The organism is Pedobacter sp. MR2016-24, from assembly GCF_026239655.1.
Lineage (GTDB): Bacteria > Bacteroidota > Bacteroidia > Sphingobacteriales > Sphingobacteriaceae > Pedobacter.
In genome coordinates this window covers 94,234-107,537 of the sequence record NZ_JAPIVO010000007.1, presented here as the reverse complement: position 1 = coordinate 107,537, position 13,304 = coordinate 94,234, and the positions used below count along the sequence as shown (strand labels likewise).

Genomic DNA, 13,304 nt, shown 5'->3' with positions numbered 1-13,304 from the left:
ATGAAAAGAAGATCTTTTGTACAAAAGGCGGGAATACTTACGGCGGGTTTATTGTCAGGCCGGTTAATGGCACTGGCGGCCGATCCGGAATTTCCATTGGTCAGAAAACCTTTAGCTATGCGGCGCTTCAATAGCCGTTCAGTAGAAAATGCAATCACTGAGTTTAATGCAAAGGTGAAAAATAAAGAATTGGGTTGGTTATTTAACAATTGTTTCCCTAATACACTAGATACAACAGTAACTTTTACGCAGATAGATGGTAAACCGGATACGTATATCGCATCTGGAGAAACTGATGCGATGTGGTTGCGGGACAGCAGCGCACAGGTATGGTCATACCTGCCTTTTTTAAGGAGAGACCGCGCCCTGCGTGATATGGTTGCAGGCGTAATCAACCGGCAGGTAAAAAATATATTAAAAGACCCTTACGCAAACGCATTTTATAATGACCCTCTGAAAGTAGGCGAATGGAAAGAGGATTTGACAAGCATGCTGCCGGGGATTCATGAGCGTAAGTGGGAGATAGATTCACTTTGTTACCCGATCAGGCTATCTTACCGTTACTGGCAGCAGACAAAAGATACAAGTCCTTTTGATAACGGCTGGCAGGATGCAGTCAAACTAATTCTGAAAACGTTTAAAGAGCAGCAGCGTAAGGAAAACAACGGGCCTTATCATTTCCAGCGTACTACCGCATGGGCTACAGATAATTTGCCGATGCAGGGATTTGGTTACCCTGTTAAACCTGTCGGGTTAATTTGTTCTGCCTTCAGGCCAAGTGATGATGCCACCATTTATTCCTTCCTGGTGCCGTCCAATTTCTTTGCAGTAATTAGCCTGAGGCAGGCGGCAGAATTATTCAGACTGATAAAAGCGGATAGCAAGGTAGCTGATGAATTAGAGGAACTTGCTATGGAAGTGAGGCAGGCCTTGCAGAAACATGCAATAATAGATCATCCGGTGCACGGTAAAATTTATGCCTACGAAGTCAATGGTATGGGTAGTTATAACCTGATGGATGATGCAAATATCCCGGGACTGCTTGCCCTGCCTTATTTGGGTGCAGTTTCGATGACCGATCCGGTATACCTGAACACAAGAAAAATGATTCATAGTGATGACAATCCTTTTTATTATAAAGGAAAAGCTGCTGAGGGGATAGGGGGACCACATATTGGAAAAGATATGATCTGGCCGCTAAGTATCATTGCCCGCGCATTAACCAGTACGGACGACGATGAAATCAAAATGTGTATTGATGTTTTGCGGAAGACTCATGCTGATACTGGTTTTATTCACGAGTCCTTTCATAAGGATAATCCAAAACAATTTACCCGTGCCTGGTTTCCCTGGGGCAATACCATCTTCGGCGAGTTGTTATGGAAAACTTATCAGGAAAGACCTCATTTGTTAGTCTGATATCATTATTTCTGATATTCTATGGAATTACTAGAGTATTGTTTAGTTTTGGTTTTTATAAAGAATTGATATCAAATGACCACGGGCATTCCGCTTAAAAAAGGTTGAGATGATCGCAGCAGCTTTATATAAGATAAAAAACAAATGCTCATATGAAAACATACTTAAGTATACTGTCATTGCTTGCGTGCACGGCGGCTACCTTTGCACAGGGAAATAAAAACTTTGAATTGAATGGCCATATAAATGGTTTGTCTGCTGGTAAAGTTTACCTTCAGCGTTTTGATAACAAGGCCTTCATCACTATAGATTCTGCTGAAATAACAGGAGGGAATTATCAGTTTAAAACCAGGTTGAAGCTCCCGGAACTGTATGGTTTAACTATTGATCAAAATACCAGTCCTGTTTACATATTTCTGGAAGACAGGAAGATTACAGTAACTTCTGACACTTCTTCATTTAATAAATCTACTCAGGTAACAGGGTCTGCATCTAATGACCTCTTTTATAGTTATAAAAAACAAAAAGACGTGAATATTAAGGATTTTATTACTGCTAATCCTTCCTCTATCGCATCTGCCTATATTCTTTACAGAGACTATTCTTATCTGCTGAATTCGCAGGAACTCCTGGCAGACGTTAAACTATTGGCACCATCTCTGCAAAATTCAAGTTATGTTACTGCTTTGAAAGAACTCGCAGAAACCAAAAGTAAAGTAGAACCCGGACATAAGGCATTAGATTTTGAATCTACCGATCCTGATGGCAAAAGGGTGAAGCTTTCCGATAATTATGGGAAGTATCTTCTGGTTAGCTTTTGGGCTGCATGGTGCCCGGATTGCCGAAGGGAAAATCCTGAACTGGTAAAAACTTATCAGAAGTATCATGATAAAGGCTTTGATGTGCTTGGTGTATCGCTGGATAAAGATAAGGCGACCTGGTTAAAAGGAATTAAGAATGATAACCTGACCTGGAAACATGTATCAGATCTGGCTTACTGGAATAGTTCTGCGGCGAAGCTTTATGGTGTAAGATGGATTCCGTCAAACTTTTTGATTAGTCCGGATGGCACTATCGTAGCACAGAATTTGCAAGGTGATGAGCTTAATCAGCAGCTTGAAGAGCTCCTTAACAGCAGTACAGCCGCTAAATCAGGCAAAAAATAGCAATTTGTCATGATAATGAAATTAAGATGCTTTCTTAACGTTAATTTAACATTGGGATAGCATCTTTGCAATATGTTTTTAACAACACTCGCTGGCGTATTTTACTTGTTTACATTAATTGCTGCTTTTAAAATGGAAACGCCTTTAAAGGGATTTCTTTTTATTCTGGCTGTAGCTGGTGTAAGTGGCCTTTTGTACCTGTTTATCTTATTTCCTGGAATCTCAGGTATCGCTGTTGCATTGATGCTGGGTGCCTTTATTCTGAGACAAGGCAACAGATAAAAAAAAGCCACCTGGATTTTTAGGTCCGGGCGGCTCTGAAATATTTAGGTAGTTAATAAATCCTGATTAATGCATGTCTACTTTAATAGCTAACTTTTGCGCGTCAACTGTTGTGGTAGATAAACCCTTTGCCCAAACTGTATAGAATCTGTTCTGATCAATCTGCACATCCGCTAGAGTAGCAACAGGCGTGCCAGTTATTCTGTTTTTAAGTGTGAGGGTATACTTTTTAGCCGGCACACTTTTGAAGGCTGTACGTCCTTTAAAAGCAATATTGTTGAAGGTTGTTGTATCTGTTTCAAACACAAGGTCTAAAGCCGGAGAGTCTGAGGATAAATTCATAAATCTTACTTTTGCCTTTCCTGTTTCTGTCTGTGTGAACTCATCCCTCAGGAATACATAAGAAAGTGTATCTTTCTGTGTTGTTGCGTTTTTCTGACTAATTATATACAAGGAGTGGTAATAGCCTTCGGTGATCTCGAATTTCTTGCTGTAGGCGTCTGCAGTTGTTCCTGTAAATCTAACTTCACCGGTTCTTGAACCAGGATAAGTACGGAAATAAATAGTTTTTGAACCGAAAGTCAATGCACCATTGTTTACTTGTTTACTATCAATAAGAAAGTCGACAGACGATGGGGATGCATTTGTCACCGCAAGCATGCCAATCGCCTCTGGCTCTATCACTTCATTTTTACAGGCAGTAAATGCAACAGCTATACCAAACACTGCAGCTGCCAATGTTGTTCTTCTCGCCAGTTTTGAAAAAATAGTAGGATTAGTTTTCATTCTTTTAGTTTTAAATAATAATTATAAATTGTTTTAATAACTGTAAAACGCAACAGAAATGCAGAACGCTACACTCGTTTTTATTAATTTCGTAAATGATTCTTTCGAATGATTTTTATAGAATTAATTTGACAAGGCTGTAGCGTTTTGTAAATGAGATGCGTTTACGTCTTTATCGGGATATTCCTGAACGGAAGAAAACACGTCTGCGTTTTACGAACAACATAAAGACATACATTGATTGATCAGTTAGGCTCAGAGAAGCGTGGGTAATAAAAGTATACTATTCCAGGAGATCATTGCGGGCTTAGATGCGCGTGATGAACGTATACAAGAACGTATATATATACACTATTGGGGTTACCTGATGGGGGTGGCTACACGATATATCAAAGACAGGAATATTTCGAGAGAGGTGGTCAACGATAGTTTTATGAAGGCATTTAAAACAATGTATGATTTCCGTCACGATAATGATCTGGTCGCTTTTGAGAAAACGTTTAAATCCTGGCTCGCTACCATCACTGTGCGTACTTCGCTGGACAGGATAAGGGCGCAAAAATCTACACTGGTATTGGTGGAGGAATATGAAGATGGTCCTGTCAGTTATGTGGAGGTAGAAGACAAATTATATGCCGAGGATATTATGAAACTTTTATATGAACTGCCGGATCTGCACAGAACTGTTTTCAATTTATATGAAATTGAAGGATACAGCCACGATGAAATTGCTTCACTCATGAATATTCCGGTAAGCTCCAGCAGAACATACCTCACCAGGGCAAAACATAAGCTTAGGGAACTCTATAAAAACAGTATTGAAATTAATTGATGGAACCAGCTAAAAAAGAATTAATCAAAGAAATTAAAGATCTTTTCGAAGATTATGAGGAGGCCTACGTTCCGGGGGAATGGGAAGCATTTTCAAAAACGAAAAGCAAAAAGCGCGTGCTCTTTCCTCAATGGTTAAAAATTGCTGCGGTGCTGTTCATGATTGCTGCGGCATTACCTTTTGCAGTTGGTGAGTTTTTTAAGGATAAAACATTCCGGGAAACTGTCAGCGTGAAAAGAAGTGCAGTAAATAAAGCCGAAAACAAGGCTGAAGACAGGATAGTCCCAAATCCTTTGAAAGCATCCGGAGACCTGGCTAAGGAGAAGTCCGCTGAAGTAGCGAAAGGTACTTCCGGCGCTATTGGTGTGTCTAAAAATGCAGGTATTTCTGAACGAATTGTACAAAATAGAACGGGGCAAAAAGATGAGTCCGGGGCGGACCAGCCGGGTATAGCTTTAACATCCGGACCTCAAGCTACTGATGTGATTACAGCAACGTCAGGCAATTCAACAGCTACCATACAAAAGGGGGAAATAACAAGAGCATCGGCCAATGTTCCCGGCACTGAGGTAAATACAGTACCTGGAAAGCAGGAACAAAGTACAATGGACTTTTTATTAGCAGAAGCTAAATCTGGCAGAACGGCAGATATAAAGAAAAAAGTAAAAACGGACAAATGGAATTTCGGTCTGGAAGTAATGCCTACTGTGATGAAATCAAATGTTAACATAGGTGCAGGAATTACTACGGCATACCGTTTGTCTGAGAACTTTTCAATCAGTTCTGGTATTTCAATGGTGAAATTAGAAAGCGGCGCAGTGTTGCCGCAACAGACTCCAAATAGTCAGGCTGCTCCAGGCAATCAGGTTTCATTTGCAAGTCAGTCTTCCAGGACGCTGGTCTCAGTAGATGCCAATATCAGTGCAATAGATATTCCTATTGGCATAGTATATAATGTAAGCAAGAGTTTTTATACAAGTGTTGGTATTTCTTATTTTAATATCCTTAGGGATAAGCGGAGCAATACTTATGAAACGACTTCTTCTTTTTACAGGATGGATACTGATCCGTCTACAGGATTTTCAGAGAATTATCAGGCAGTGAAAAGCGAGGCTATTGCCGAGCCCGCAGTTGAGGCGCCCATGAAAGGTAACAGTTATCTGGGATTTTTCAATTTATCGATAGGAAGAGATCAGCGTATCTTTAAACAGTACCATATTATGGTAGAGCCGTTCATCAAAATCCCTGTGGGAAAATTATCAGCCGAAGACCTTAACCTGATGAACAGCGGTGTTAAATTCAGACTGGCCTTTTAATAAATATTCATTAGAATATTTAAATTTTTAGATTCCTATCACAAAAATCTGACGTCAATCAGGAATTTCAGGGCTTCTCCAGCCCTTTTTACACGCTGTTTTCGACTATTTCCAGCCAAAAATAAGTTATGTTTTGTCAAAATTTGGTAGTTTCCTTAATAATTCATTTTTTTTAATTCTTTAAGGGATGATGCAATTAATGGCTTTAATATGCTTTTAAGGCACTTAAAAAGCCTTTTAAGGTAATTAATTAATAAGATCCAATCAGTATTGATAAAGAAATAACATTATTTAACATTTTATGAAATAATAATATAAAAGTATTGTTAAATAATTCTTAATTTTATTTCAAACAAATCCACACCAATAAAATATTATAAAATGAAAACATTAGGACAGAAATTCAAAATCCTTCGTCAGAAAAAAGGGGTTAATCAGAAAACTATGGCTGATCTTTTAGAGGTATCTATTCCGGCTTATTCAAAATTGGAAACTGGAATTACAGACCCTAATTTCAGCAGACTGAATCAGATTGCTGAAGTGCATGGACTTAATATCAGACAACTGCTGAATGTTGGAGAAGATGAAAAGACCGAACAGGCTGAAGAGCTTGAAGGTTTAAGAGCAAAAGTAGAAACACTGGAGCTTTCAGTTATTCGTTTGCAATCGAAACTTATCGATTTGTATGACAGAGAAGACCAGAGACTGAAAGCAGCCAAATAAATATCAGGCATGTACTCTTACCTTTATTTAACTGTAATTGCTTAATCGAATCTGCTTCACGTTAATTTAACATGAATATCATCTGATTGTCGAAAAATCTGCAGAATGATAGTATTCAACTTATTTGTAATACTTTTGGACCGGATTTGGATTCTGGTCTGCTTATTTGTATGTTGAATGGAAAAAGATGAAATTGTAATTGGGGAGATATTGTCAGGGGCGAAAAAGCTTTTTGGAAAACATGGATTGAAAAAAACAACCATGGAAGAAATTGCTACAGCCGCTGGTAAAGGTAAGAGTACATTATATTATTATTTTCCCAGTAAAAACGAAATCTTCGAAGCTGTTGTTGAAGATGAAATGAAGAATGTAGTGAAACGGATCCGAGAGGCCGTAAACACTTCATTAACTGCAAAAGATAAACTTAAGGCTTTTCTAAAAAGCCAGATTACGTCTATTATTGGTTTTAACAGCTTTCGGGAGGTATTATTCGATGATATGGTGGAAAGCATGAGAATGCTGATCTGTATCAAAACTCAATACGAACAGATTCAGATAGATATGATCAGAGAGATTCTTCTGGGCGGCAGCCAGTCTGGTGAGTTTAAAGAAATGACTGTAGAACGTATGAATAAAATGTCGTTTATCATTGTAACCTTTTTTCGCGGTTTGCATTTTCCCCTGACTAAGGATCTGGCGGAGTTACAGACAAATGAATATTTTGATGAGATGATAGATATCCTTATCGAGGGGATTGGCAATAGCATTGGAGGAAAAAGATTGGACTAAAAAACGGAACTGATCGGATATTTATAGTAAATTCGTCCCGGTACTTTGAGTAATTAATATAAATTCGATTGTAACATTAATATTTGACAATAATATTATAGACTGAAATACGATTATGGTCTAGGAATAAATTACTTTTGTCTTATCTTAAAATTAACATATTTTTAATATATTAGATCATATTTCATAGCTGTATTCTAATAATAATACGTATATGAAGAAAATAAAATTTATGAATCTATCTGAAGTAAACATTATACAATTCAGGCATGCGTAAAAAATTGGGTGATAGGATTGCAGCATTTAAAGATGCTAATGCAATTAAGGAAAAAGGATTATATCCATATTTCAGATCTATTGAGTCCGCACAGGACACAGAAGTGATGATAGGGGGTAAAAAAGTGTTGATGTTCGGATCAAATTCGTATCTGGGATTAACAAATCATCCGAAAATAAAAGAGGCTGCCAAGATCGCTGTTGATAAATATGGAACTGGTTGTGCCGGATCAAGGTTTTTGAACGGGACACTTGATATTCATCTCGAATTGGAAAGAAGGCTTGCTGCCTTTGTAGGTAAAGAATCTGCCGTACTTTTTAGTACAGGTTTTCAGGTTAATCTGGGTGTGATTTCCTGCTTGCTGGAACGCAATGACTACCTGATACTGGATGAGTATGACCACGCTTCTATCATTGATGGTAGCCGTTTGTCATTCTCACGCTCTATTAAATATGCACACAATGATATGGAGGATCTGCGTAAGAAATTAAGCAGGTTACCTGAAGATGCTGCGAAGCTGATTGTGGCAGATGGAATTTTTAGTATGGAAGGCGACATTGTTAAGCTTCCTGAAATCGTTAAGATTGCAGAAGAGTTCGGTGCAAATATCATGATGGATGATGCCCACAGTTTGGGTGTGATCGGCTTTAATGGTGCAGGCGTATCTTCTCACTTTAACCTGACGGATAAGGTTGATCTCATCATGGGTACTTTCAGTAAATCACTTGCCTCACTGGGCGGTTTTATTGCAGCGAATGAGGAGACGATTGAATTTATTAAACACAGGGCAAGATCGCTGATGTTCAGCGCAAGTATGCCACCGGCTTCCGTAGCTAGTGTAATCGCAGCACTTGATATTATTGAAACGGAACCAGAGCGCATTGATAAACTTTGGGATAACACAAACTATGCAAAAAAGCTACTTCTAGAAGCAGGATTTGATATCGGTCACACAGACAGTCCTATCATTCCTGTATATATCAGAGATAATGAAAAAACATTCCTGATTACTAATATTTTACATAACAACGGAATTTTTGTAAATCCGGTTGTTTCACCTGCTGTACCTTCAGATTCATCACTGATCAGATTTTCACTGATGGCAACGCATACTTTTGCGCAAATCGAAGAAGCGGTTGAAAAATTATCTGCTGCTTCGAAAGAAGTACAGCTCAGTCCGGTTAAGGTTAGTATATAATGTTATACTAAATCTGGTATGAAAAAGAGAGTATTGATTACCGGGGCGAGTGGTTTCGTTGGATATCATTTGATTACTGCAGCGGTAGCTTCCAATCTGGAAGTTTTCGCTGCAGTAAGGCCTGGTAGTAAGATTCAGCATCTTAAAGAGTTTGATATCAAGTATGTTCACCTGGACTTTAGTGATATCACACTTTTAGAAAAGGAGCTGAGGGATAAACAATACCATTATATCATTCATGCCTCTGGTATTACTAAAGCAAAAACCAAAGACGAATACAATCTTGTAAATGCGACCTATACCAGAAATCTTGCGCTGGCTGCAAAATCGGCCATTGTCAATCTGGAGAAATTTGTATTTGTCAGTAGTCTGGCTGCAGTAGGTCCGCTCACAGATTTATCTTCTGTGATAGGGGATGACAGTCCTGCTCATCCGGTAACAAATTACGGCGCAAGTAAGTTACTGGCAGAAGAATACCTGGCAGATATCACCAGCCTGCCTTTATTAATTATCCGGCCAACCGCAGTATATGGGCCAAGAGAGAAAGATATTTTTATTTTACTGCAAACAATCAATAAGGGATTAGAACCCCATATCGGTAAATTTAGTCAGCAGATCAGTTTTGTTTACGTGAAAGATCTTGCGCAGATTATTGTCAGTTCACTCTCTTCAGCTGTAACAAATAAGAGTTATAATGTGTCTGATGGTCATATTTACAACCGTTATGCACTTGCAAACGGGGTAAAAAAGGTACTTAATAAAAGGACATTGAAATTTCACCTGCCGGTTTTTATAGTCTCAGGACTGGCCGGCTTAATGGAAGTGTTATACAAGAATTCAAAAAATACTCCGGCATTGAATATGGAGAAAATGAATGAGCTCACCGCTGTAAACTGGGCATGTGATATCACTAATGTAAGTGAAGATTTAAAATATGTACCGGTCTACAATCTTGAAAAAGGATTGAATGAAACTATAAACTGGTATAAAGAGAATAAGTGGTTATAACAACAGGATAATAAAATATAAAAGATCATGTTATTTCATAAGATTACATCAACTAGCTTCGGAATAGGCTATATCGGAAAGGGTGCCGGAACTGCTGCTGCAGTGGCTACCTGCGTGGTATGGTACTATGCGCATGCTGATGGATTTAATTTTATGCCAGCTGTTGCTGCTACTATTCTGATTACGGCTTTAGGGATCTGGTCGGGAAATGTAGTTGAATCAATCTGGGGAAAAGATCATAATCGGGTAGTGATTGATGAGGTGGCAGGTATGTGCATCACCTTATTATGGATACCGGTAACGCCCCTGAACATTCTGCTCGGGTTAATCCTGTTCCGTTTTTTTGACATTGTAAAGCCATTGTTCATCAGAAAGCTGGAAGATTTACCAGGTGGATGGGGAGTGATGTTTGATGATGTTCTTGCAGGTGTTTATGCAAACATCCTGCTACAGTTAATTGTAAGATTTATTATTATATAAAATGGCGACTTTTGTAAAAGCACAGGTCGCGTCTTTGTCGGCCTCAATTATTGACTTTCTTACCACATTAGTCTGTACTCAGGTATTTCATCTGTGGTATGTATTTGGAAGTGTGGCTGGTACAACCGCCGGAGGAATCGTCAATTTTATGATGGGCCGTAACTGGGTGTTCGATTCTAAACAAAGAAATGTTACTTTACAGATCTTCAAATATATTTTAGTTTGGGCAGGGAATCTGGCATTGACCACAGGGGGAGTATATCTTGTTACTCATTATCTGCATGTCAATTACATTTTGTCAAAAATATTGGTTTCCCTGACAGTTGGAACAAGTTATAACTTTTTGATGCAGAAGAAATTCGTATTCGTATAAAAATCAGGAGAACATTAATGCGGATTAACTATAAATGATCACTTAATGATAACCCTTAGCCGGTAAAAATTAAATAGATAAGATGAACAATCAATTTAAAAAAATTATATATATCTGTACCTTCCTGTTGCCATTTGCATTTCAGGGTTCAGCACAGACTCCAGTAGCACGTACTATTATAACGGGGGTAGTGACTGACGCCGCAGATAAAGATCCGCTGCCCTATGTAACTGTTCTTTTCAAGGGGACAGGAATTATTACCAAGACTGACGTAGATGGTAAATATACGCTGGTAACTTCGGAGACACATCCTCAGGTGCAGTTTAGTTATGTAGGTTATAAATCTGCTTATGCAGATATAAAACCTGGACAAACTCAGGTGGTGAATATGAGTTTGCAGTCGGAATCTCAAAGTTTGACAGAGGTGGTGATCAGCACAAATAAAAGGCCTAAATACAGGAATAAGGACAATCCTGCTGTTGAACTGATCCGTAGGGTTATTGATAATAAATCAAAGAACCAGGGACAGACCTATAATAATATTGAGTATCAGCAATACGAACAAATGGTATTCTCTTTGAGTAACCTTTCTGATAAATTCAAAAACAGAAGGATTTTTAAAAATTACCAGTTTTTATTTGAAACACAGGATTCTACGAAAATAGGAGGTAAGCTTACACTTCCTGTTTATATGGAGGAAAAGGTCTCACAGAATTATTTGCAGAAATCTCCTGAGAAAAAGAAAACCATTCTTGTAGGTGATAAACATGTGAATTATGACAGCAAATTTATTGACACTAAAGGACTGAGCAAGTACTTCGAAAGAATGTACGCAGATGTGAACATATACAATAATAATATTTCTTTGGTTAGTAACCAGTTTTTGAGTCCCATTGCTGATGCTGCGCCAACATTCTACAAGTTTTTTATTACAGATACCATAAAAACACATAGCCCTCAGTTAATAGAGCTGTCATTTATTCCCCGTAATAATACAGATTTGTTATTTGAAGGTAAGATCTATGTAACTATGGATGGAAATTACGCTGTTCAGGATGCATTTCTTACCGTGAATAAAAACATCAACCTGAATTTTGTACGTGCTCTGGAAGCGAAACTGGATTTTGATAAAAATCCGGATGGCAGATATCATTTGTCAAAAACAAACCTGATTATCGATTTCGGGTTGAATCAAAATAAAGGCGGAGGTTTTACAGGACAGCGTACCGTAATTATCAAAGATTACCAGGTGAATAAACAACAGCCAGACACCCTCTTTAATGGTCCGGCCCTGGCTGTATCTCCCCAGGCAGAAACCCAATCGGAACAGTTCTGGACAGGTCAGCGTCAGGATACACTGGTAAAGGCAAATCTGAATATTTACAGAAATATCGATACCTTGCAGACTATACCGTCCTTTAAAAGGACAGCAGATCTGGTTACGCTGCTATTTGCGGGGTATAAAAACTTTGGTCCCTTTGAAGTAGGTCCGGTAAATACATTTTATAGCTTTAACAATACAGAGGGATTCAGATTACGTTTAGGCGGACGTACCACGCCCGAGCTGAGCAAAAGATATTATTTTGAGACCTATGCTGCTTATGGTTTTAAGGATGAAAAATGGAAATATTTCCTGAGCGCTACTTACTCACTGAATAATAAATCTATCTACGCCTTTCCTCAGAATTATATCAGGGGAAGTTTCCAGAGAGATACTAAAATTCCTGGTCAGGAATTACAGTTTGTTCAGGAAGATAACTTCTTGTTATCCTTCAAACGTGGTCAGAATAATATGCTCTTATATAATGATTACTACAAGATAGATTATGTGAAGGAGTTTGAAAACCATTTTTCTTACGGTGTCACCCTGCGTAAATGGACGCAGACACCTGGTGGATCTTTAACATATAATAATTTTGAGAACAATACACTAAACCCGGTCAATCAATTGACAACGTCTGACGTAAGTGTGAATTTACGCTATGCACCAAATGAGAAGTTTTACCAGGGAAAAATATACAGAGTACCCATCATTGATAAGTATCCTATCTTTAATTTAAGATATACCCAGGCTTTTAAAGGTGCATTCGGTGGTCAGTACAGCTACCAGAACATTATGGGAAGCATCGACAAAAGGTTTTATTTATCCCAACTGGGTTATTCTGACGTAACTGTTGAAGGTGGTTATATTTTCGGAAAGGTTCCTTTCCCTTTGCTGACCATTCATAGGGCAAATCAGACCTATTCCTACCAGCTTGCTTCTTATAATTTGATGAACTTTCTGGAATTTGTAAGTGATCATTATGCAAGCTTAAATATTGATCATAATTTTAACGGATTCTTCTTTAATAAAATACCTTTGATAAAAAGATTGAAATTAAGAGAAGCTGTATCATTTAAATTGCTTTATGGTGCTTTACGTGATGAGAACAATCCGGATAAAGATCCATCTTTACTTCAGTTTCCAAGAAATGGGGCAGGTGTAGCTACAACTAATGCCCTGGGCAATGAGCCTTATATGGAAGGAAGTGTGGGAGTTGGAAACATTTTCAAGGTATTGCGTGTAGATGTGGTGAAACGTTTCAATTACCTGGATAATCCGGAGGTCTCTGAGTATGGTATCAGAGCCAGAGTTAAATTTGATTTTTAATAATA

13 protein-coding genes are annotated in these 13,304 nt (G+C 38.3%); 12 read left to right on the top strand and 1 reads right to left on the bottom strand.

Annotated features, from left to right (window positions below; all coding sequences use genetic code 11):
• From OQX62_RS18955 to OQX62_RS18945, 3 genes are all read left to right on the top strand, one after another.
• Window positions 1-1,419, top strand: a complete 1,419-nt coding sequence (locus OQX62_RS18955) for a glycoside hydrolase family 125 protein (RefSeq protein ID WP_265833198.1) — start codon at window positions 1-3, stop codon at window positions 1,417-1,419.
• Window positions 1,420-1,571: 152 nt separating this feature from the next.
• Window positions 1,572-2,585, top strand: a complete 1,014-nt coding sequence (locus OQX62_RS18950; RefSeq protein WP_265833197.1) for a TlpA disulfide reductase family protein — start codon at window positions 1,572-1,574, stop codon at window positions 2,583-2,585.
• A 72-nt stretch (window positions 2,586-2,657) separates the two neighbouring features.
• Complete coding sequence (locus OQX62_RS18945) at window positions 2,658-2,867, top strand: hypothetical protein (RefSeq protein WP_265833196.1); 210 nt, start codon at window positions 2,658-2,660, stop codon at window positions 2,865-2,867.
• Between the two features lie 66 nt (window positions 2,868-2,933).
• On the opposite strand, the gene OQX62_RS18940 is transcribed toward OQX62_RS18945, so the two are convergent.
• Window positions 2,934-3,653, bottom strand: coding sequence for a DUF4397 domain-containing protein (locus tag OQX62_RS18940; RefSeq protein ID WP_265833195.1), 720 nt, complete (start codon window positions 3,651-3,653; stop codon window positions 2,934-2,936).
• A 265-nt stretch (window positions 3,654-3,918) separates the two neighbouring features.
• Here OQX62_RS18940 and OQX62_RS18935 point away from each other — a divergent pair, with 265 nt between their 5' ends.
• From OQX62_RS18935 to OQX62_RS18895, 9 genes are all read left to right on the top strand, one after another.
• The gene (locus OQX62_RS18935; protein ID WP_265833194.1) at window positions 3,919-4,485 is read left to right on the top strand and encodes an RNA polymerase sigma factor; all 567 of its coding nucleotides are present in this window, start codon (window positions 3,919-3,921) and stop codon (window positions 4,483-4,485) included.
• Window positions 4,485-5,801 (top strand): hypothetical protein, encoded by a 1,317-nt coding sequence (locus tag OQX62_RS18930; RefSeq protein ID WP_265833193.1) that lies wholly within the window; start codon window positions 4,485-4,487, stop codon window positions 5,799-5,801. Before OQX62_RS18935 ends, OQX62_RS18930 begins: the two co-directional genes overlap by 1 nt.
• A gap of 381 nt (window positions 5,802-6,182) precedes the next feature.
• Window positions 6,183-6,524, top strand: a complete 342-nt coding sequence (locus tag OQX62_RS18925) for a helix-turn-helix domain-containing protein (RefSeq protein ID WP_265833192.1) — start codon at window positions 6,183-6,185, stop codon at window positions 6,522-6,524.
• A gap of 177 nt (window positions 6,525-6,701) precedes the next feature.
• The gene (locus tag OQX62_RS18920; RefSeq protein ID WP_265833191.1) at window positions 6,702-7,313 is read left to right on the top strand and encodes a TetR/AcrR family transcriptional regulator; all 612 of its coding nucleotides are present in this window, start codon (window positions 6,702-6,704) and stop codon (window positions 7,311-7,313) included.
• A gap of 269 nt (window positions 7,314-7,582) precedes the next feature.
• Window positions 7,583-8,788 carry a serine palmitoyltransferase gene (gene spt / locus OQX62_RS18915; protein ID WP_265833190.1) on the top strand — a complete coding sequence of 402 codons (1,206 nt, stop codon included), beginning with the start codon at window positions 7,583-7,585 and terminating at the stop codon, window positions 8,786-8,788.
• Between the two features lie 18 nt (window positions 8,789-8,806).
• Window positions 8,807-9,796, top strand: coding sequence for an NAD-dependent epimerase/dehydratase family protein (locus tag OQX62_RS18910; RefSeq protein ID WP_265833189.1), 990 nt, complete (start codon window positions 8,807-8,809; stop codon window positions 9,794-9,796).
• A gap of 27 nt (window positions 9,797-9,823) precedes the next feature.
• Window positions 9,824-10,276 carry a phosphatidylglycerophosphatase A gene (locus OQX62_RS18905; RefSeq protein ID WP_265833188.1) on the top strand — a complete coding sequence of 151 codons (453 nt, stop codon included), beginning with the start codon at window positions 9,824-9,826 and terminating at the stop codon, window positions 10,274-10,276.
• Window position 10,277: 1 nt separating this feature from the next.
• Window positions 10,278-10,649 carry a GtrA family protein gene (locus OQX62_RS18900; protein ID WP_265833187.1) on the top strand — a complete coding sequence of 124 codons (372 nt, stop codon included), beginning with the start codon at window positions 10,278-10,280 and terminating at the stop codon, window positions 10,647-10,649.
• Window positions 10,650-10,731: 82 nt separating this feature from the next.
• Window positions 10,732-13,299 (top strand): DUF5686 and carboxypeptidase-like regulatory domain-containing protein, encoded by a 2,568-nt coding sequence (locus OQX62_RS18895; RefSeq protein WP_265833186.1) that lies wholly within the window; start codon window positions 10,732-10,734, stop codon window positions 13,297-13,299.
• Window positions 13,300-13,304: the final 5 nt, after the last annotated feature.